This is a genomic window from Vibrio sp. R10-SG3-ISO10, from assembly GCF_059834185.1.
This window is the reverse complement of record NZ_JCBDHG010000022.1, coordinates 137,148-158,263: the sequence shown is the minus strand read 5'-3', so window position 1 is coordinate 158,263 and position 21,116 is coordinate 137,148. Positions and strand designations below refer to the sequence as shown.

Below are 21,116 nucleotides of genomic sequence, written 5' to 3'. Positions count from 1 at the left end.
GCTACTGACCTAACTTCATTTTACCTGAAGAGTGGATGACCAATCTCTCACCTTGTTGTGAACTGTACTTGAAGGCGAGCTTTTGCTTTGTTTCATCCCAGTTCAGTGCGAGGTTGATTGTCATATCTGGCAAGATAGGCTCTTGGAACTTGATCACTTCCATGCCTTTAAAGGTTGGCGGAGTGTTTAGCTGTTCAACGGCATAATACAGCGCCCAATCGATTTGGCTGACACCCGGCAGCAGCGGGAAATCAGTAAAGTGACCACGAAAATCCAATATGTCAGCATCCACTTTAAAAGTTAAAGTCGTTTCTGAATCTATTGTCTTTACATCTATTATCGTTGGTTTTCTTTTATCCATGTTCTTTTAATCTTGGAATAGCTTTTCAATTTCAGCGACTTGTCGCTTACCTTGACTGTTAAGCGGAATTTCAGCTAGTACGCGATACTTTCTTGGAATCGCGATAGGCTCTAGCCAGTCGCGCAGACTTTTACGTAAAGAGAGCCAGAACTTTCCTTTACCAAGTCGCTCCACCTCTTGCTGGCCTGCGTTGGTTAATACTATGACTGCGCAAAGTGTTAAACGGTTCCCATCTTGCATTGGAATGACCGCGCTTTCTTCAATGCAATCTAATTGTTCCAAACGTTTTTCCACCTCAACCAAAGAAATACGTTTTTCCTCAATTTTCACGACTCGGTCAGTACGCCCTTTTAGAGCAAAGGTCACCTTATCATGGAATTGGCATTCATCCGCTGTCTGATACCACTCATCGCCTGCAATGTGCGGAGCACGCAGTCTTAGACAATTTTCGCTATTTAGCTCTGCTTCTACACTCGGAAACAACTGCCAAGGTGTCGTTGCCACTTGCTGTTGTCTAAATGCAATCCCTCCGGTTTCTGTACTACCGAAGACTTCAATAGGAAGATGAGTAAATAACGCATTGCTGTGTTTGGCTGCACTTAAGGGCAATGGACCGCCCGAGGAGAACACACAGCGTAGTGGTGAGCTGTTATGCTCTTCTGTCAAACGCTTAAGCAAGGCAGGGCTGCTAACCAAGGCAGTATTGTCATCCGCGTGGTGAACAATTTGTTCTGGAAACTCAAGATTGAATTGGGCAAACGGTCTGCCTGCACACAAAGGCCATAACAGGCGGAACAGTAAGCCATAGATGTGTTGGTGAGACACGGTACTTTCGATACGTGTATCTACCAAGGTTTGTCCCCACAGTGACTCTAATATTTCAATTTCAGTTGCAAGCTGTAAAAGCGTTTTATTGATCGCTTTCGCTTTGCCGCTAGAGCCGGAAGTGAACAAGGTTATCGAGATCTGTTCGAGTGATAACGCGTCAAAGGAAACTTCTTTGATCGTCTCGTGTGTATTGTGATTGAGCTTTAGTGCTTTCAGTTCGTTCGCTACCACGACTTGCTTATCATGGATAACGAGATCGAAATGGCCATTTAGCTCCGCCACGGCTTGAGTTTGGTAATTACCCGGTAGGATGATTGCTTTGCTAGCATAACAACTGGCAAAGAAACTGACCGCAAATAGATAGCTGTTACCAAAGCACAGAGCGACGCGTTTTGCGGAATGTTGCGATAGCTGCTGAGAAAATTCAGCCACATCTTGTTGAAACTGACCCCATGTAATGGTTTCGTTTGACTCGAACGCCACTGGCTTTGTGCTCAAGCGCGATGCGTTCATAAGCGAAGCAATCGAAGTAAATTCGGGGTTAACTAGGTTCATTTTGATGAGTGATCCTTACGAATAAACTGACGCACAACCCACTCAATTGCAAACAAGCTGCCAGCAAGAATGTAGCTGATCAGCCCGTTGTATAGTGTCCAAACTTCGATAGGTTGGAAACAGGTATACAGGGCAGTCAAACCATTGAGAATAAAGAATAGACACCAAATTATGGTGACTTTACGCGTGTAATCAACACCGCTTTGAGGTAGGTCGGGTTCTTGAAGGCGTGCCAAGCGCTCTATGATAGTCTGGGGCTGCTTCAAGCTAGAAGCAAACACAACCAGCATACATAAGTTGACAACGACGGGATAGAACATCAACCAGCCATGTTGTTTGAACAGGATACCTAATCCAACGAGTGAGATACCCGTAACAGCGGTAACTTGCGCGACGTATTTGAGTTCTTTTAGTTTGGTACGATGTACGGACAGGAGGCGTGCTCCCAAGGCGGCGATCAATAGAATCCCCACCATGGAAAGGCCGTATTTATCTATGCCGAAGTAAACGGCGAATGGATAAGCGAGCAGGACAAGTGCAGACAGAACTGTCAGCAATTGGCGCATTAGGCTTCCTTAAGAAGCTCAGTCACTGCGTTAACCACGTCTTCGACAGTACGCACAGTACTGAACTCAGCGGGTTTGATTTTTTTGCCTGTCACGTTCTGTAGGTGAACTACTAGGTCAACAGCGTCAATGCTGTCTAAATCAAGATCTTGATACAAGTGCGCTTCAGGCACGATATCCGCAGCATCAATCTCAAATAACTCTTCAAGTGCGTCCTTTACTTGAGCAAATACCTGTTCTTTATTTACATCTGTCATGGGTGTACCTACGGATTATTCACTGATCTGTGAAGAAATATACTTCGCCAAATTACTCACTGAAGCGAAGTGCTCACGAGTATTTGAATCATCCGCATCGATGACAATGTTGTATTTCTTCTTAATCGCTAAACCTAGTTCTAACGCATCGATTGAGTCTAGGCCAAGACCATCACCAAACAGTGGAGCGTCTGTCTCAATATCATCAATGGTTAAATCTTCTAGATTTAGTGCATCAATTATAAGTTGTTTTATTTCGTTGTGTAGTTTTTCCACTTGGGCCTACTTGTCACTAGTCATTTTCTGGAAAGATCGTCTCTGATAAATGCTGCTGCAAACGGCGAGCGGCAATTGTTGGGGACGTAGTTTGCTCTATAAATGGTTTAACCTCAACTTTATCCTTAACTTCAACAAGGAAAAAAGGCTTGGTAGGGGGAACTTGATACCATTTTGTCTCTTTTGTGAGAAAGCTCGGAGAAACGCTAATGTGAATTACGCGTAAATCTCGTTCAGTTCGCACTGCGATTTGTGCTGAACCTCGTTGGAGTTTCGATTCAACACCGGGTGTGGTTCGGGTGCCTTCTGGGAAAACGAGTAATACGTTGCCTTGTTCAAAACGCTCTTCGCATATTGCCAGCAAGTCATCAGGCGTTTCGTTTGGAATGTAACCTGCCGCTTTAACAATATGCTTCATAAACGGATTGGCCCAAATGGCAGATTTAACTAAGCAGTCACAGCGTTTCAACTGTGATGCAATTAAAACATAGTCAATCAGGCTTGGGTGGTTAGCAACGATTAAGCAGTTTCTGTCTTGTTGCAGAAGCTCAGCACCGACAATTTTGTAATCAATCGCACCAGTGAACTTCATCAGTTTACAAAACAGATTGAATGAACGCTGAATGGCACCTTGAACACGGTACTCTCGAACCGTTTGATCTTTGGTCAATAGGTGAATTGCGGGGATTACGACGAAACTCAGGGTTAAGCCGCCAAGGCCAAAAACAGAGAAGCAGAATCCCGTCGCGAAAACACGCCAATGTTGATCGAATGTTTTCATTAATTTCTCTGCCAAGTCCATGTCTGTTGCGAGGATTCAATTTTCCATTGGCTTTGATTAGACAAGAAATGACGGATGAATTCTAATCCTTGTGGCAGTGTTTGGGCTGATGTCTCGCTAGTTTGATGTTGCGATAGCGAGAAGCCGTTGCCATTTGAAACAACAAGTCCTAAGCCGTAACCGCGATAGTTCTGGTCTTCATACTTTTTGTAGGCATCAGGTAGTGGCTCATCGAAATCGATAACCAATACTTTGCTGTTTGGATGCTCGTTTAAATACAACCAAGCTTCGAGAATTGCACTTTGGAAGGTGTTCTCTGAAGCTGCAATCGAGGTAAGAGGAATAGGCTTTTTGGTCGCGATGGTGGCAAGACCTGCTGCAGTATTGTGTACCGACTGAGAAAACGCCATCGGAGAAGCTTCTTCACCATTTAAGATATCGTCGACAAGTTTGACACTGCGGTGCAGTTCTCCATGACGACTGGCGAAGACCAGGTAGTCGACCTCGTGCTCATTGAGAAGTTCGATGGTCGTTTGAACGGCAAGCTTGCTCAGATTACTCATTCTACGGCGCATCATGGGTGGAATTGCAGAGGTAATTAATTTGTCCTCTTCAGGCCACTGTAAGCTATTTGCCCAACTTTCCCAGTTTTGAGACACTGAGAATCCGTTAGAATGCGCGAGCCACGCGTCGATGTTAAATGAGATGTTGATATCTGAATTTAGCATAAGATATTGAATTGTCGTTTTTACAGCGAAATACTATTAAAGACTAAACACCTAATAAGGAATTATTAATATGTCACCACTAAAGTTACTCAGCTCAGTATTGCTCGCATTGCTACTTGTCGGTTGTGGTCGCGTTCAGCCAGTAATGAACGTTGAGGATACTCCAGTTGCTTATAATCTTCAAAGTAAACAAGTTAAGATGGCGATTATGCAAGCTGCCATGAATCGCGGTTGGGTTGTAGAAGAAGTTTCTGCAAATGAACTGAATGCGAAATTACACGTTCGCTCGCATTATGCGGAAGTAAAAATTCCATATAACGACAAGTTTTACTCAATTATTTATCTCAACTCAGAAAACTTGAAAGCAGGTGATGGCAAAATTCACCGTAACTACAATCGTTGGATTAACAACTTAAACGTAGATATTAAGAAGCAGCTTGCGCTTACAGCGTCTGCACAATAATCATTTAATTAACTTATAGTTAGGTTTTTCGTGGTACAAGAAAACAAAGACCCGTTTAATGCTCTAGAAGCAAAAACAGAAGCTCAAAAGCTATCATTTGCACCAATTGTGTTCCAAACAGCGCGCACTTTACGTGATTTAGGTATTTTGTCTGCACTAGATAAAGCAGGTGAGAAAGGTCTAAATGCGGTAGAACTTGCTCAGCAAACTCAGGTTTCTGAGTATGGCGTTAAAGTGTTGCTTGATATGGCGATCAGCGCCAATATCGTGTTATGGGAAAAACCTAACTATTGCCTAGCAAACTTAGGCTTCTTTATCCTCCATGATGGCATGACCAATGCCAACATGGATTTTACTGCTGATGTTTGTTACGCGGCGATGATGCATCTCACCGAAGCGATAGTTGAAGGCAAACCAGCTGGCTTGAAGGAGCTTGGTGACTGGGAAACCATATATCAAGGTTTGTCGACTCTGCCAGAGCAAGCAAAAGAGAGCTGGTTTAAGTTTGATCATTTCTATTCTGACCGTTCGTTCCCGGTTCTGCTCGAAGAAGTTTTTAAAAGCCAACCGAAAACACTGGTTGATATCGGTGGCAACACCGGTAAGTGGGCAATGCAATGCTGTAACTACAATGCGGATGTTGAGATCACCATTGTTGATTTACCTCAGCAGCTTGAGATGGCGATGAAAAATGCCAAAGAGCAGGGCTTTGCAAGTCGAGTTCATCCGCACCCTGCCAATATGCTCGATAAGCAGCAAGCACTGCCAGAAAGCGCCGATGTTTGGTGGATGAGCCAGTTCTTAGATTGCTTCTCGCCAATGGAAATTCTTAATATCCTCAAGAAAGTCAAAGGTCAGCTTCGTGAAGGTGATTCTATTTACATTCTAGAGTTGTTTTGGGATGCGCAAAAATATGACGCCGCTTCTTTCAGTTTGAATGCCACTTCTCTCTACTTCACCTGCCTAGCCAATGGCAATAGCCGTTTCTATCGTAGCGACGATTTCTTAGAGATCATTGAAGCAGCAGGATTAACCGTTGAAGAAAGAACCGATAATATTGGCCTTGGCCATACGCTGCTCAAGCTAAAATCACAATAAAAATTATGAAAAAAGAAATTACCCAAGTCGTTGTTGTTGGTGCAGGGCCTTCAGGCTCTACTGTTTCTGCGTTGTTAAACGCGCAGGACATAAACGTTATTGTTATTGAAAAGGCGCTGTTCCCACGTTTTTCTATCGGTGAAAGCCTACTTCCCGCGTGTATGGAAGTGGTAGAACAAGCCGGTATGCTTGATGCGGTTAATCAATACGGTTTTCAGTACAAAGATGGCGCAGCGTTTAGACGCAATGGCGTATACACCCAGTTTGATTTCACCGATAAATTCACTTCAGGACCAGGGACTACGTTCCAAGTTCAGCGAGGTAACTTCGATAAAGTCCTCGCTGATAGCGCTGAGACTCAAGGGGTAGAAATCCGTTATCAACATGAGTTAACTGAACTTGAGTTTGTTGGTGATCGCTCTTTGCTGACAGTCAAAGATGAGCAGGGTGAGAGCTACCAAATAGAAGCAGACTATGTGTTGGATGCGAGTGGTTTCGGGCGAGTTTTACCAAGAATGCTCGACCTTGAAGAGCCGTCTTGTCTTCCGCCACGCAAAGCGATTTTTACTCATATCGTTGATAACATTGACCCGCAAGCGTTAGAGTACGACCGCAACAAGATTCTAATTTCCGTGCACCCTGAAAATCACGATGTCTGGTACTGGTTGATTCCTTTTTCCAATGGCGTGTGTTCATTTGGTGTGGTGGGGGAACCTGAGTTCTTTGATCGCTACCCGGAAGACAAAATTGCCGCCATTAAGCAACTAGCGAGCGAAGAATCTGGTTTAGCCCGATTGCTTGCCAATGCAAAATATCCAAACCCTGCGGGAGACCTAGGCGGCTACTCAGCGAACGTAAAACAGCTCGCGACCAAGCACTACGCTCTGCTAGGCAATGCAGGAGAGTTTCTTGATCCGGTATTTTCATCCGGTGTGACCATTGCGATGAAGTCGGCCCAGTATGCCGCCGAGTGCGTGGTGAAACAGCTAAATGGGCAAGAAGTGGATTGGGATGACGAGTACGCTAAGCCGTTAATGGTTGGTGTAAACACTTTCCGAACTTATGTCGAAGGCTGGTATAGCGGTATTCTGCAAGATGTCATCTTCTATCAGAACCCTAACCCCCGTATCAAACAAATGATCAGCGCTATCTTAGCGGGGTATGCGTGGGATCAAGACAACCCGTATGTTAAGAATAGCGAACAACGATTAAAAACATTGGCAGAGCTAGTTCGCGAAAATAATAACGTTTAGAGTTTTGATTTGGCTCAAGACTAGAGATGGCGAAAATCTCGATCACCGTTCATACTTTTTAGTAGATCGCTATTCAAACATTGTACGTAGGTTTGGGTAGTGAAAGGAGGTGAGCTATGAAGAATGAACTTGATCCAACCAAGGTCCTACAAGCTTATGAAACGGTGATGGCGAACGGCTCACCAACTGAGCATGGTAAGATCTATGAAGGTGTCGAAGCCTTCTCTGATTACGATGGTTACAATGTATATATGCGAGGTAATGGTGTTGAGCTAAAAATCGGCTTTCACAATACCTATCATCTCGATTATGACCAAGAACACCTTAGAGATAGCTTCCTTAAAAAGGTTGCCATGTTAGCTAAATAGAAAACACCATAAACAAGATAATGAATCTGCCCCAATGGTTGCGTAATCAATTATTGGGGCATTTTTATACCCATACCCATCATAGACTACCCACTTAGCAAAATGGTTTGGCTTATCTCCTATTTATCTCAAGTGTGAGTAGAACCATGATAAATCAATGTTTAGGAGGATGGTTTGATGATTAACTATGTGGGTGGTAAATGTGAGTTTGTTTATCATGTGAGATTGGTGTCATTTTTTGGTTTCTCTAATGGGTCGCCTCTTTTGTTTTGTTTTGTTTTATTTTTGATACATTGTGCGTGATTGGTTGCATTGTTGGTCATTCTGGCGGCTTGATTTGGATCTTAACGTTTTCTATCAGATAGGACTGAGCCTAACTTCGATAGGTGTGAAAGCGAAAGTAATGGACGGATATCTTAGTGAAACATACTAGATGTTACTGAGTCGCTATACATACCATGGTTGTAATAAAGGAATGAATACAACGGTTCTTAAATAAATGATTTAGTTGGTTAAACAAATACAACGATATCGCTGTTGGCTTAATTTATATGCAGTAAGGTATTGTTTTTCGGGGGATAGATGTTCTATTCATTTAATCTATGTGACGATAGTTCATTAGATTTAGTTCTAAGTGGTAGTCAGTTATATAGCGTTGAAAATGAGAATAAAAAGCGTGAAACTGACCTTGATGAAAGAGAACGTTTTGTACTCGAATTTCTTATCAATAACGGCTCTGTAGACAACCCGATTAGTCTATACGATCTCGAAAGTGCTTACAGGAATATCGAGAGAAAAGAGATTAAAAGGGAACCGTGGCAGACAACGATTCGGAGATTGCAATCAAAATTTAAGCGCTTGACCACTGGCTATAGTCAAAGTATCAATGAAAAGAGGTTAATATCGGACGTACGTCACAAAGGCTATTATGTTGCTCTTGCACGTTCAACAAGGGCCAACACTCATAACACCGAGCCTAAACTAAGCGATTTCAAGCCGAGTCTTTTTTCTGTGTTGGGTTCATTTTTAATAACCTACAAAATGGCCTTATTCCGAAAATCGGCCCGAGCTTTGCTGTATGTTGCAGTAATGACATCCTTCCTCTATTCACTACATATCTATCAACTGATCTCAATCGTTGAACAGTTTCGAAGCAATATTGACAGCGTCGCCCAAGAGTTAACGTCACTCGGTTGCCACGATGATGAAACTCACAACGTATTCAACCACTCGCTATATCTTGATTCAGCTCTTTTAGTTTCCCCTTTGAATCATGTTTTGTTGATAGAGATTCGGTTGAGCAAATTAGTGAAGACTACGTTAACTCGCTGCTCAACTTGCCCCAATTTATATACAGCGTCAGAGACAACGATGAGACTTATACCACGATGATCGGTAGGATTTCTATTCGAGCTGTTGAGAGTATGTATAGCAACAACCTATGGTCGCTGTTGGTTGATGGTTTGGTTGTCCAACATAAAGATGATAAGGCTGTGGCTCTTGGTCAGCCTAGCGGTATTCGCATTTATACAAAAGTACTGGATGGTGGTACCAAAGTTTCCTTCTATGCGAGCAATCTACTGGCCGAAATTGCATCTCTTTTTCTCCTAGTATCTCTTACACTGTATTGGCGAAAAATCTCAAGGTTCATCCGATTCTGCCAAGATTGGGTCTTGCTTGATTACGCGTTAGAGCCAGTAGTTGATACCAAGAAAAATAATACGATTTATCGAGAAATATTAACTCGCATTGCTGAAAGAACGCCATTGCAGTACATCGAGAATTTGGCAGAAAATCAGCTAATTACTTTTCATACTGTACTCATAGCTAAGACCGTTGCGAATGCGAAGAGAAAGGGGGGAACTGGAGTCTACGGTATTAATATTTGTCCAGGCTCTTTGCTAGGTAGCCACTATTCTGTCTTGGAAAAATATTTAGCTCGGTTAAAGCCAAGCGAGGTCGTCTTGGAACTTACGGAAAACTCAAACTTGCCTTACGACAAGGAGATCTATAGCAACATCAGCAAGCTTCAACAGCAAGGTTTCAAGATAGCACTTGATGACTTTGGAACTGGCAATAACAATGTTGAAATTGTACAAAAGGTATCTCTTGATTACCTCAAAATTGATAAAGAATTTATTCGCGATATAGATTCAAATGAAGCTAAGCAAAGGTTGTTAGGGACCTTGTCTGAAATTGGTGAGGTGTCAGAATGCGAAATAATCCAAGAAGGCGTAGAAACTTACGCTCAGCAGCTTACCTTGCAGAGTTTAGGATATAACCTCCATCAAGGTTACCTGTATGTGTAGCGAAAGCGGTTAATAGGTTAACAAAAAGGCCCTTAACTTTTTCAAGTTAAGGGCCCTGTTTTATATCATTGTTTTAGGCTTCAGAGCGCTTTAAATGAACTTCTTCTTCTTTGACACCTGCCATTGGGTCATTGAAGCGAGGTTCATCTAGTGCACCTTCAGATTTAGCAACGATGATGGTCACGGCACTATCACCTGTGATGTTTACGGCAGTACGAATCATATCCAGTAGACGGTCAACACCCATAATAAGAGCGATACCTTCAAGCGGTAGACCGACTTGGTTAAGCACCATCGCTAACATGACAAGGCCAACACCCGGAACACCCGCTGTACCAATTGATGCCAGAGTTGCCGTCATGATCACCATTAGGTAATCACCCATAGTCAGATCAATGTTGAATGCCTGAGCAATGAACGCGGTCGCGACACCTTGCATGATTGCCGTACCGTCCATATTCACTGTTGCGCCTAATGGCACAGTGAATGAAGAAACGCGGTTTTCAACACCCATACGGTTCTTCGCAGTTTCCATTGTGACTGGAATCGTTGCGTTTGAAGAAGCCGTAGAGAAAGCAAACATGATGGCGTCTTCCATCTTCTTCAAGAAAGTTATTGGGCTAAGCCCCGTAAAACCTTTTAGCATCACGCTGTAAGTAACCAGACCGTGAAGAACAAGTGTCCCCGCAAGAACCAAGAAGTATTCTGCTAGGTTTACAATGGCACTTAAACCTAAACCAGTGAATAGCTTCGCCATCAAGAAGAACACACCGTATGGTGCTAAGTTCATTAGGATTGCAACTAGCTTCATGATCACTTCATTGAGATCTGAGAAGAAAGCAGCAATACGCTCACCCGGTTTACCTGCAGCACTGATAGCAATACCAAATAGCACAGCAAAGACGATCACTTGAAGTGTTTTACCTTCTGCCATAGCGCTAATTGGGTTGGTCGGGAACATATCAATGATAACTTGACCAAGAGATGGCGCTTCCGCCGATTTAAACGAGCTTGCGGCAGTTAAGTCTGCGCCTGCACCCGGCTGAAAAAGGTTACCCATTGTTAGGGCAAGAGTGATAGCAACGGCTGTGGTTGCAACATAGAACGCGAGCGTTTTACCACCCATACGACCCAGTGTAGAAAGGTCTTTTAGAGAGCTTGTACCGCAAACTAGTGACACGAAGACTAGTGGGACAACAAGCATTTTCAAGCTAGCGACAAAGATCTGGCCGCCGACTTCAAATAATCCATTTACAATATATGCATCGACAAATCCGTTGTCAGCAAAGAGACTGCGAATCGCAAATCCTGTCAAGATACCCGCAACCATACCTAGAATTACGCGGCTGGTTAGCGACATCGGTTTCTTGGTATTCATAGTGAACACTCCTTATAGTTATGCACCTTGAGTTCACTTCAAGGCGAGCAGGAGGTTAGCAGGCAGATCGAAAGATCAAAAAGCAAAATAACTGACCAGATTTATAGATGTGACACTCATCACTAGAATTTTGTGTTAATTAACAGGATTTTAACCAGTATGGTTAACGGATTTATCTATAAATTCCATTTTGTAACAAGGAAAAGCCTGGTCGTTAATATATATAGGTTTCTCATTACTTGAGAATCTAAATGCATATACTGGTATGAGGTGTTAAAAACTGCATATATAGTCGAGACTTATGCAGTTTTTAACATGAAATCATAGGGCTAGAGTTGTTCTTCAATTGGTAGCATTCCTGATAACCAAGCGCCCACCTTTCGCCATATACTGGCGTCTGGCTCGGAGGTTAACAGCTTCCCAGAAGAAAAATCTTTCCACGCGATGTCATCGTCTTGAAGGACAATCTGATAAGCATTTTTCTCTAGGCTTCTAGGCAGCTGATTGAGTGATTCCTTTACAAAGCGTTTTTGTTCTATGACCACTGCCATTTCTGTATTGAGGTAGGCAGAGCGAGGATCCCAGTTCATAGAGCCAACAAATAGAGTATTTCCATCGATGAACATCATCTTGGCGTGCAAGCTTGATCGACTGCTGCCTGTCACACTCCATTTGCTGTTAAGATCAGCATTCGCTTTGGTTTCCCAGAGTTTGACTCCACCTTCAACGAGTTTTTTGCGATATTTTGCATACCATCCGTGAACAGCAAATACATCGTTAGAGGCAAGGCTGTTGGTAATAACAGTGACGTCTATTCCACGTTTGGCGGCATCGACCAAGGCGGCTGTTCCGGATTCGGTCGGAACAAAATAGGGAGAAATTAGTACAATTGAGGCGTCAATATCTGCCAGCAGTTCACTTAAGTTATCAACCAACTGGCTCTTCTGTGTGGCGACTTTGTCGGGCAAGTCATACCAAACAACGCCTTCTCCCCAATACATATCCAAGTTACCTTGAACCAGTTGTTCGTAAAGGTCTAGCTTAGTGAAGTTGTATTGCCCTTCGGAGAATTTTTCGCGTAACTTTCTCTTTGTGACTTCTTTTTCAATAGTGCTGTAATCTACACGTTGAGTGTCTTCAACTATCCACTCTATTGGAATGGCGTAGAGGCTGTTCCAGTAGAGATCAAACTGCTCGGCGGTTTGCTCGACGGCTTTGCCATATAAGAGTACATCGAAATCACCAAACTCGACATGAGACTCAAATGAAAAGTACTCATTACCTATGTTGCGCCCACCTACAATAGAAGCAACGCTGTCGGCAGTGAAAGACTTGTTGTGCATACGACGATTGAGTCTTTCAAAGTCACTTGCCATTGCTATCACACGTGCATTTCGATAGTGGTGCGGGTTAAACAGACGAATCTCAATGTTGGGGTGAGCGTTGAGTACGGCAAGTTTATTGTCACCTCTATCCTGCATATCATCGAGGAGCAAGCGAACCCTTACCCCGCGCTCGGCCGCCTCATAAAGTCGCCAAGTCAGGAGTTGGCTTGTCTCATCGCTACGATAGATGTAGTACTGTAAATCAAGCGAGTTTTGTGCAGACTCAATCAAGGCGAGGCGAGCTAGAAGGGCGTCCTCTCCTTGGTCGAGAGGCACAAATCCAGTAAGAGAAGCATCGGGATGTTTATCTGATTCAAAGTATTTGGCGAGTTGACTACTCTTTTGATAGCCCAAATGATTGGAGTAAGATTTTTCGGGAAGCGTGCTTGGATCAATTGATACACAGCCAACCAACAAGGTGAAATACAATAGCGTAAGCATGCGCCATTTGAGAGTGAACAAGCTTAGCCCCTTGCGAATGAAAAACAGTTAATAGGCTGATTATAATATCATTTAACGTTGCTACCACTAATCAGAGTAATAGAGTGGTTTGGTTTTAGCGATCATTGCTATATGTTAGACGCATAACACAACAATTAACGATAAAAATATCGACTATGAATACCGCTTTGCTGGGAATGTTTATTCCGACTTTTTTCTTTGTCTCAATTACGCCTGGGATGTGCATGACGTTAGCGCTGACCTTAGGCATGAGTATTGGCTATCGCCGAGCGCTGTGGATGATGGCAGGGGAGTTAGTTGGGGTCGGTCTAGTGGCTGTCGCTGCCGTTCTCGGTATTGCAGCTGTGATGCTCAACTATCCGTGGTTATTTGTAGCACTGAAGCTCATTGGGGGCAGTTACCTGTTTTATCTAGGCATTCAGATGTGGCGCTCAAAAGGTAAGCTTGCCATTAACCTAAATGAGCAAGCTCCTCAGCCCTCAAGTGATTGGGATTTGGTGGTGCAAGGCTTTGTCACTGCGATCGCTAACCCTAAGGGCTGGGCGTTTATGATCTCTTTACTTCCTCCGTTTATCGACCAGAGTGCTGACTTAGCCCCTCAGCTGATCGTGTTGGTCTCGATAATCTTGGTATTTGAGTTTATCTGTATGACCTTGTACGCAACTGGCGGGAAAGGGCTGAAACGTCTACTTGGGCAATCGCAGAACGTTCGGTTGCTGAATCGTATTGCTGGCACGCTTATGATGGGTGTCGGTGTTTGGCTGTTTATGAGTTAGTTATGATAAATATAAGGAGAACTCTATGATCAAAACTACCACTTCAGTTGTTGAAGGTCGCCCGGTTCAAGACTATTTGGGTGTTGTTGTTGGCGAGGCAATATTAGGAGCTAATATCTTCAAAGATATGTTTGGCGCGATTCGTGATGTGGTTGGCGGTCGTTCCGGTGCCTATGAGCGAGAGATGGGGCGTGCGCGTGAAATCGCCTTCCAAGAGATGGAGTCCAGAGCTCGTGAGTTGGGTGCAGATGGTATTGTCGGTATTGATATCGACTACGAAGTGATAGGTAGCGGCGGTAGCATGATGATGGTGAGTGTTAGCGGAACGGCGGTTAAGTTTAAATAACGCTATTAAGTCCCTAGTAATTACGGTCTAATAGCGTCAGTAGACCGTTTTTAGGAATAATGAAGAATGAAAATTTGGGTAGATGCGGACGCTTGTCCTGTCGTTGTACGAGACATCTTGTTTCGCGCTTCTGAGCGTACTGGGGTCGAAGTGACCTTGGTGGCTAACCAGTTTATCCGCACTCCAGCCTCACCAAAGGTAACCATGCTGCAAGTTCAAGCCGGATTTGATGTGGCTGATAATGAGATAGTAAAACGCTGCCAAACGGGTGACTTGGTGATCACCAGTGATATTCCGCTTGCGGACGAAATCATCACCAAAGGCGGCCATGCACTGAGCTCGCGCGGTGAGTTGTTTACCAAAGAGAACATCAAATCACGGCTGAACATTCGTGATTTTATGGAGACAATGCGTAGCAGCGGTATCCAAACAGGAGGGCCTGCGCCATTAAGTCAGGCAGATCGCCAGCAGTTTGCGAACCATCTTGATAAGTGGTTGGTGCAATGGCAGCGAACTCAAAAGTAAGGTTGTAATATGGCGTTAGTGAATCAACTCTCTCTGTTTATCGATGTCGTTCAGCAAGGTTCATTTACTAAGGCTGCCGCTCTGCATGATATGGACAACTCCTCTCTCTCAAAGCAGATAAAAAAACTAGAGTCTGATTTAGGCGTTCAGCTTCTTAACCGTTCGACGCGCTCATTCTCACTAACGCCTGCAGGAGAAGAGATTCTCGAACAAGCTCATAACCTTGTGGGGACTTTGACGCACGTTCAATCAATCGCTGACTCTTATCATGCTCAGCCTAAAGGACGAATTAGAGTGACTGCTCCTTACCATGTGGGTCAAAACTATCTTCGTCCTGTGATCAGTCAGTTTATGCAGTCATATCCAGATGTTGAGATTGAACTGCTACTGGATGATAAACGCTCGGATATTATTTCTGACCACTTTGACGTGGCGTTTCGTTTAGGGCGCTTAGATGATTCGAGCTTAATAGCGAAAAAGATTGCCGATATTAGGGCGGTGATTCTTGCTTCAAACAGCTTTATTGAAAAGTATGGTGAGCCGTTAACTCCTGAAGAGCTAGTGAAGCTTCCTTCTGTGGTGTACAGCAACCGCTCGTTAACTGTCGATACGATGAGACTTAGCGAGCAACCCAACTCCAGTAATATCATCAACTACAAGATGAGAGGCAAGCTCAAAGTGAATGATGTCCCGACCTTGATTGCTTCGGTTCAAGATGGGCTCGGTTATGTGACGCTTTCTTCTTCCAATCTCAACTGCTCTATTGATGAGCTAGGGCTGAAGCCGCTTCTTACTGACTATACCTTGTGTAACAAAGGATTGGCTCTTTACGCTTTATATCCTCACCGTAAGCAAACGGCATTGGTTAGAGAGTTTATTACTGCAGTCCAAAAACACATTGGGACTCCGCCTATTTGGGAGCAGCATATTCCCAACTTTGAACATTATTATCCTGCTCAATCATAGCGACTCACTCTTGAAGTACTATCTTGTATAGCGACCGTAAATGCTTTAATTCTACTGATAACCTTGTTTTGACCAAGGTTATTGTTTGCGTTATTTACCAGATATAAAAATTTTCTAAGAGATCTCGGTTTATTAGAAAACTTTTACCTTTAATAGGTAAGGTTTGATGTAAAAGGAAAACATTTTCTCTCAGTGATTCTTTAGACTACATGCCAAATTTTTCGTGCTTCAGCGCACCGTTTTTATTTGCGTAGTTAATGAGTTATCACCATGAATTCAAAGTCATTTAGCATTTTTCTGTTCCTCTCGGTTTGTTTAATATGGGGTACAACTTGGTTTGCGATGGAAGTCGCGTTGCATTCTATCCCACCTATGTTTGCCACCGCTTTGCGCTTTTTGTTCGCAGCTCCACTGCTTATTTTCTTGACCAAAGTGTTTAACCAGCCTTTGCTTTTCCCTAAGGGTAAACGTCGTTGGATGCTGATTGTATCGATTATGTATTTTGCTATCCCGTTTACTCTGATGATTTATGGTGAACAGTATATTTCGTCTGGTCTAGCATCGATTATCTTTGCCAATATGCCGATTGCTGTTTTGATTACTTCAGGGCTATTCCTTGGTCTGCGTCTAGAAAAGCACCAAATGTTCGGTTTAGTGTTAGCGGTGATCAGCCTATGCATCATCCTATCTAATGAAATGGAGCTTGGAGGCGAAGATTATCTCATTGGCACCTTGTCGCTAGGTATGGCTGTTGCGATCCACGCGTTTATGTATGTCTTTGCTCAAAAGCAGTGTCGTGATGTTCAGGTACTGACCTATAACGCGATACCTTGTTGTATCGCTTCTCTATTTCTATTTGCGGTTTCGGCGGTCGGTGAAAACGTAGAGATTGGCGCGTTCACATGGGACTCGATCTGGGCGGTTATCTATCTTGGCTTGATTGCCAGTGTTGGTGGTATCGTGGCTTACTTTAAACTGGGGCAGGTGTCTTCTCCATTTCATGCTTCAATCTGCTTTTTGATCTTCCCGATTGTTGCATTGTTTATTTCATCTTATGTAAACGATGAAATGATCTCAGATCAGTCAGTTGTTCTGATGTTACCTCTCCTTTTTGGTATCTTGTTGACTAAAGTTCCTAAGAAGTTTTTCAAGCGCGGCCAAGAAGCGACAACCGCTTAGTTTGTTTTGGGTCGAATAGGTCAAATCGGGCAGCAATGTTTTGTTTTTGCATACCGGGGGGAGCCAAGGCTTATTTGCTTACCGCGAGACATTTGCTTATTAGGCACTCGCTTAAACAGAAAACAATCGGTGTTTGGTTAAGCCAAACACCTATTTTTGTTTTTAGTGAGCACTCTCGATCAAACTAAGCGTTCAATTGCCTCCACGACTTGTTGAACTTTCAAATCATCAAGCGCATCGGCATGCGGCTCAGAGAAACGTTCGAGATCGTTATTGAAATAGAGTCCATGCGCGTTGGCAAACTCGGTTGAAAGGCTCGCTCTCACGAGTATATCAGCACCTAAGCTGAGGTCGCCGCCAGCAATACCAAACGCGTCTTTTACCATTTTGCTCCCAAGCAGCGATTTCGGATTGACGGAAACAATCGTAGGGCCAGTACCTTTATGGGCTAAACCTAAGTAACGAGACCACATAGTGAGCGCGAGCTTACTCTGTGCGTAGGCGTCACCATCGGCAAGCGCTTTATTGCCAATAAGAGCCTCAATGCTGACACTTCCTTGAGCGGCTGAAGATAAGTTTACTACTCGACCATCACTTGGTAGCAAAGGCAAAAGCGCTTTAGTGAGTTTATAAGGCGCAAGTGTATTGACCACAAAGCGGACATCTAAACCCTCTTCGGTACGTGGTTGTTGAGTAGAAAATACGCCCGCGTTGTTAATCACCACATCGATAGTTTCAAAGTCGCTAATAAGTTGCTGGGAGAGCTTGTCTACGTCACTTAAGTCAGACAGGTCCGCCACATAACTAGAGACGTTGCCAAGTTGACTTAGTGTTTCTTCTACATGTTGCAGCTTGCTTGGATTACGGCCATGAATAAGAACGTGATGCCCTTGGCTAGTGAGCATTTTTGCAGTTTCAAAACCGATGCCATCTGTTGCGCCTGTTACGAGAATAACCTTTTGCATTTTACTGAACCTGTCTGATGTGGATGTAGCCATTATGGGACAAATGACTCAAGACTACATTAATCGATTCTTCCGAAGATTATGGGTTAAAGCTTCCATAATCAAAGTACACTTGAACGGGAAGTTTATTGCCAGTAAGTGCGAGAGCGCACATTTCACATCAGTATTCGTTGCTATGGTTAAAAATTGAACAGTTAATTTCTACCATGGAGGAGTACATATGCTCGGTGAAGATCATTCTCTACTAAAAGAATTTCCTGAATATAAAGATGCAATTCTTGCGCTTGTCGAAACCAATGAGGACTTTGCGCAGATGATGAGAAACTACAACTCATTAGATAAAGAGATTCGAACCCTTGAGTTGCGAGATTCTCCAATTAGTGACGGAGAAATGCATCAAATGAAACATGACCGAGCCGAGATGAAAGATGCGCTCCATAGTTGGGCGAAATCGTTTTAGTCCAACACTTCGCAAAAAATTCCAATTTTATACGAGCGCCTTTCTGGCGCTTTTTTATTGATATTCATAAGGTTAAATCTCAGCCTAATCCCACACTTTAGCCAGTATTATGCTTTTCCTACACACGTGGCTTCTACCACTTTCAAAGCTTAGAAAGTCACTGCTACTAAATTAATGAATGATTAAGTATCCAAGCTTAAATAGTGATTCTGTGCGTCTTATAAACTGAGACTCAAAAATTGAGTATCAGTAATTTGTTTCATAGTTAAGATTTTCCCGTCTAGATTAATCAGTGATTTCGCAGTAAGTGAGATCCGGTGACGGCAATGCCGTTTGTATAAAATATACATAGGTAGAAAAGCTAAGATGGAACTTAAAAAACTAACAATAGCAGTGGCAGGTGCTTTATTTTCTTTGAACGTGTACGCGGCGAGCGAGCCGGTGCCGCAATATGTAGACCGAAGTGTTCTTCATGACCATGAACATCATGGTGTCGAAGATCATCAACCAGACAACGCACCGAAGAAAACACTCACTCAAAAACCAGAGCCAACTTTTAAGATGTTTGCCGCTGCTGCAGACGAAGCAGCGGTAACCTGTGATGTAGAGACATTTGCCACTTCAAATAGTACAGCGCTTATCTCCGCGATTACGACGCAGGGAGCGAGTTGCGTGAACAAGCTTTTTTCAGCTGAAAGCCGTGTTCAAGAAACAGCATTTGAGTCTAGCAACATGTTCAATGTCGCCAAGCACACGGTGAATATTGCAAAAGCATATCAGGGTGGTGGAAGTGATGAGTTAGAGGCGTTGTTCCTCTTCTTGCGCGCAGGCTACTACGCTGAGTTCTATAACAATAACGTGAGCTTTTTATCTTGGGTGACACCTGCGGTAAAAGAAGCGGTCGATGCTTTTGTCGCCAACGCTAACTTTTATGAAAGCAGCGATACTCACGGTAAGGTGTTGCGCGAAGTGATCATCACAATGGATAGCGCAAGTCTTGAGCATGCCTACCTTGATGTTATTACGCAGTGGCTAAATCGCTGGAACTCAGATTACGCTCAGCATTGGTATATGCGTGATGCCGTCAATGGCGTTTTCACCGTGCTGTTCGGCGGGCAATGGAATGACCAATACGTTCAGGCGATAGGTTCGCAGACCGCTTTGGTCGACGCACTCGCTAAGATGGCACTCAATCGAGATTCTATTACGCGAGCGGATGAGTTTATGACCGCTAATGCGGGTCGTGAAATGGCCAGATTACTAAAGTACAGTGGCGCTGCGATTGAAGCGAAAGTAAAAGCTAAGGTCACTGAGGTGTTCAGCCAATACGAGATGTATGGCTATGGTGATACGGTTTGGCTCGCGACCGCTGATACTGCCTCTTATCATTCCGATTGTTCTCAATTTGGCATCTGTAATTTTGAACAACAACTGAAGTCCCTTGTTTTAGCGCAAAGCTACACTTGTAGCCCGACTATTCGTATTCTGTCGCAGAATATGACTCAAACTCAGCATCAGGCTGCTTGTGAAAAAATGGGTTTTGAGGAAGGTTACTTCCACACCCGACTGGAAACTGGCAATCAGCCTGTCGCAGACGATCACAATACTCAGCTGCAGGTGAATATCTTCGATAGCAGTGACGATTACGGCAAATACGCTGGACCCATTTTCGATATCAACACTAACAATGGTGGCATGTATCTAGAAGGTGACCCTTCTAAGCCGGGCAATATTCCTAACTTCATTGCTTATGAAGCGTCTTACGCTAACCCGGATCATTTCGTTTGGAACCTTGAGCATGAGTATGTCCACTACTTAGATGGGCGATTCGACATGTATGGTGACTTTAGTCATCCAACTGAAAAAGTAGTGTGGTGGAGTGAAGGTGTCGCTGAGTATGTCGCAAATGAAGACAACAATCCTAGAGCGATAGAGACAATTAAAGATGGTTCTACTTACACATTAAGCGAAATATTCGAAACCACTTACGATGGCTTCGATGTCGATCGCATCTATCGTTGGGGTTATTTAGCCGTGAGATTCATGTTTGAACGCCACATGGATGACGTCAATCGCATGTTAGTTGAAACACGAAGCGGAAACTGGTCCCAGTATAAAGTCATCATCAATCAATGGGCAGTTCAGTATCAGTCTGAGTTCGAACAGTGGCAACAACAACTGGTCAGTGGCGGTGCAGAGTCACCGACCGCGGTAATCAATGTAAGCAATGAGGGTAAAATCGGTGAATCCATTTCATTCAGCAGTGCAGGTAGTTCAGACAAAGACGGGCAAATCACAAAATACCTCTGGGACTTCGGTGATAGCTCGACAAGTTCCGAGGCCAATCCGTCGCACCAGTTCAACAGCGAGGGTAACTACACGATCCGCTTAACCGTCACGGATAACGATGGAAATACCGGCACGACGACCGCTTCGATTGTTATTTCACCGCAAGGAGGTGATTCATCGCTACCGACTGATTGTGCAGTCCAAAGTAAAATCTCAGGTGGACGTTTGGTGGCAGGAGAGCCCGCATGTCTTGCGAGTCAGTCAACCATCTGGCTCAGTATCGAAGGAGTCAATGAGCATCAGTCGATGGCAATAACTTCTGCTAATGGGACAGGTGATCTTAAACTGGAATACAGCAATTTTGGATGGCCGAATGAAGCAGGATCGAACCTTCACGGATGGTCAGACAATGAAGGCAACGGTGAGTGTGTCACTATCGCTGGGCAAGCTAATTACTGGGGATATTTGAAAGTTTCCGGCAATTTTGAAAATGCAGCAATAGTCGTTGATTTCGATACCTCAAGCTGTCGCCCGTAATCATC

22 protein-coding genes are annotated in these 21,116 nt (G+C 43.8%); 12 read left to right on the top strand and 10 right to left on the bottom strand.

From position 1 onward, the window contains the following. Window position 1: 1 nt before the first annotated feature. From AC6R16_RS14155 to AC6R16_RS14125, 7 genes are read right to left on the bottom strand one after another with little or no spacing between them, the layout of a single operon-like run. Window positions 2-361, bottom strand: a complete 360-nt coding sequence (locus AC6R16_RS14155) for an ApeI family dehydratase (RefSeq protein WP_500674795.1) — start codon at window positions 359-361, stop codon at window positions 2-4. A gap of 6 nt (window positions 362-367) precedes the next feature. Then, window positions 368-1,744: an AMP-binding protein gene (locus tag AC6R16_RS14150; protein ID WP_500674794.1), complete on the bottom strand. Its 1,377-nt coding sequence runs from the start codon at window positions 1,742-1,744 to the stop codon at window positions 368-370. Beyond that, window positions 1,741-2,310, bottom strand: a complete 570-nt coding sequence (locus tag AC6R16_RS14145) for a COG4648 family protein (RefSeq protein ID WP_500674793.1) — start codon at window positions 2,308-2,310, stop codon at window positions 1,741-1,743. The genes AC6R16_RS14150 and AC6R16_RS14145 overlap by 4 nt, the downstream gene beginning before the upstream one ends. Continuing rightward, window positions 2,310-2,567 (bottom strand): acyl carrier protein, encoded by a 258-nt coding sequence (locus AC6R16_RS14140; protein ID WP_171320567.1) that lies wholly within the window; start codon window positions 2,565-2,567, stop codon window positions 2,310-2,312. The genes AC6R16_RS14145 and AC6R16_RS14140 overlap by 1 nt, the downstream gene beginning before the upstream one ends. A 15-nt stretch (window positions 2,568-2,582) precedes the next feature. After that, on the bottom strand, window positions 2,583-2,843 hold the full coding sequence (locus AC6R16_RS14135; protein ID WP_004744631.1) for a phosphopantetheine-binding protein: 261 nt from the start codon (window positions 2,841-2,843) through the stop codon (window positions 2,583-2,585). A gap of 16 nt (window positions 2,844-2,859) precedes the next feature. Further along, window positions 2,860-3,624, bottom strand: a complete 765-nt coding sequence (locus AC6R16_RS14130; RefSeq protein ID WP_500674792.1) for a lysophospholipid acyltransferase family protein — start codon at window positions 3,622-3,624, stop codon at window positions 2,860-2,862. Continuing rightward, window positions 3,624-4,352, bottom strand: coding sequence for a beta-ketoacyl synthase chain length factor (locus AC6R16_RS14125; protein ID WP_500674791.1), 729 nt, complete (start codon window positions 4,350-4,352; stop codon window positions 3,624-3,626). The genes AC6R16_RS14130 and AC6R16_RS14125 overlap by 1 nt, the downstream gene beginning before the upstream one ends. A gap of 70 nt (window positions 4,353-4,422) precedes the next feature. On the opposite strand from AC6R16_RS14125, the gene AC6R16_RS14120 reads away from it, so the two are divergent. The 5 genes from AC6R16_RS14120 to AC6R16_RS14100 all read left to right on the top strand — a co-directional run bounded on the left by AC6R16_RS14120 (window position 4,423) and on the right by AC6R16_RS14100 (window position 9,843). After that, entirely contained in the window at window positions 4,423-4,815 is a 393-nt protein-coding gene (locus AC6R16_RS14120) for a hypothetical protein (RefSeq protein ID WP_004744634.1), read from the top strand. A gap of 30 nt (window positions 4,816-4,845) precedes the next feature. Beyond that, window positions 4,846-5,913: a methyltransferase gene (locus tag AC6R16_RS14115; RefSeq protein ID WP_500674790.1), complete on the top strand. Its 1,068-nt coding sequence runs from the start codon at window positions 4,846-4,848 to the stop codon at window positions 5,911-5,913. Window positions 5,914-5,918: 5 nt separating this feature from the next. Further along, window positions 5,919-7,166, top strand: coding sequence for an NAD(P)/FAD-dependent oxidoreductase (locus tag AC6R16_RS14110; protein WP_500674789.1), 1,248 nt, complete (start codon window positions 5,919-5,921; stop codon window positions 7,164-7,166). A gap of 116 nt (window positions 7,167-7,282) precedes the next feature. Beyond that, window positions 7,283-7,534, top strand: coding sequence for a DUF3081 domain-containing protein (locus tag AC6R16_RS14105; protein WP_004744637.1), 252 nt, complete (start codon window positions 7,283-7,285; stop codon window positions 7,532-7,534). A gap of 1,451 nt (window positions 7,535-8,985) precedes the next feature. Continuing rightward, complete coding sequence (locus tag AC6R16_RS14100; protein ID WP_500674788.1) at window positions 8,986-9,843, top strand: EAL domain-containing protein; 858 nt, start codon at window positions 8,986-8,988, stop codon at window positions 9,841-9,843. Window positions 9,844-9,916: 73 nt separating this feature from the next. Here the strand turns inward: AC6R16_RS14100 and AC6R16_RS14095 are convergent, their stop codons facing one another. Together AC6R16_RS14095 and AC6R16_RS14090 are read right to left on the bottom strand one after the other, a co-directional pair. Further along, entirely contained in the window at window positions 9,917-11,221 is a 1,305-nt protein-coding gene (locus AC6R16_RS14095; RefSeq protein ID WP_500674787.1) for a dicarboxylate/amino acid:cation symporter, read from the bottom strand. Window positions 11,222-11,550: 329 nt separating this feature from the next. After that, window positions 11,551-13,047 carry a phospholipase D family protein gene (locus tag AC6R16_RS14090; RefSeq protein ID WP_500675340.1) on the bottom strand — a complete coding sequence of 499 codons (1,497 nt, stop codon included), beginning with the start codon at window positions 13,045-13,047 and terminating at the stop codon, window positions 11,551-11,553. Between the two features lie 176 nt (window positions 13,048-13,223). Here AC6R16_RS14090 and AC6R16_RS14085 point away from each other — a divergent pair, with 176 nt between their 5' ends. The 5 genes from AC6R16_RS14085 (at window position 13,224) to AC6R16_RS14065 (ending at window position 16,860) form a co-directional block, all read left to right on the top strand. Next, on the top strand, window positions 13,224-13,844 hold the full coding sequence (locus AC6R16_RS14085; RefSeq protein WP_500674786.1) for a LysE family translocator: 621 nt from the start codon (window positions 13,224-13,226) through the stop codon (window positions 13,842-13,844). A gap of 25 nt (window positions 13,845-13,869) precedes the next feature. Next, window positions 13,870-14,190 (top strand): heavy metal-binding domain-containing protein, encoded by a 321-nt coding sequence (locus AC6R16_RS14080; RefSeq protein WP_004744645.1) that lies wholly within the window; start codon window positions 13,870-13,872, stop codon window positions 14,188-14,190. Between the two features lie 66 nt (window positions 14,191-14,256). Next, entirely contained in the window at window positions 14,257-14,715 is a 459-nt protein-coding gene (locus tag AC6R16_RS14075) for a YaiI/YqxD family protein (RefSeq protein ID WP_239851526.1), read from the top strand. Window positions 14,716-14,724: 9 nt separating this feature from the next. Further along, entirely contained in the window at window positions 14,725-15,681 is a 957-nt protein-coding gene (locus AC6R16_RS14070) for a LysR family transcriptional regulator (protein ID WP_500674785.1), read from the top strand. A 270-nt stretch (window positions 15,682-15,951) separates the two neighbouring features. Further along, window positions 15,952-16,860, top strand: a complete 909-nt coding sequence (locus AC6R16_RS14065) for a DMT family transporter (RefSeq protein ID WP_500674784.1) — start codon at window positions 15,952-15,954, stop codon at window positions 16,858-16,860. A gap of 179 nt (window positions 16,861-17,039) precedes the next feature. On the opposite strand, the gene AC6R16_RS14060 is transcribed toward AC6R16_RS14065, so the two are convergent. Then, on the bottom strand, window positions 17,040-17,825 hold the full coding sequence (locus AC6R16_RS14060; protein WP_500674783.1) for an SDR family NAD(P)-dependent oxidoreductase: 786 nt from the start codon (window positions 17,823-17,825) through the stop codon (window positions 17,040-17,042). Between the two features lie 220 nt (window positions 17,826-18,045). Here AC6R16_RS14060 and AC6R16_RS14055 point away from each other — a divergent pair, with 220 nt between their 5' ends. After that, entirely contained in the window at window positions 18,046-18,285 is a 240-nt protein-coding gene (locus tag AC6R16_RS14055; RefSeq protein ID WP_004744651.1) for an HP1242/YdcH family protein, read from the top strand. Between the two features lie 366 nt (window positions 18,286-18,651). Beyond that, the gene (locus AC6R16_RS14050; protein WP_500674782.1) at window positions 18,652-21,111 is read left to right on the top strand and encodes a collagenase; all 2,460 of its coding nucleotides are present in this window, start codon (window positions 18,652-18,654) and stop codon (window positions 21,109-21,111) included. Window positions 21,112-21,116: the final 5 nt, after the last annotated feature.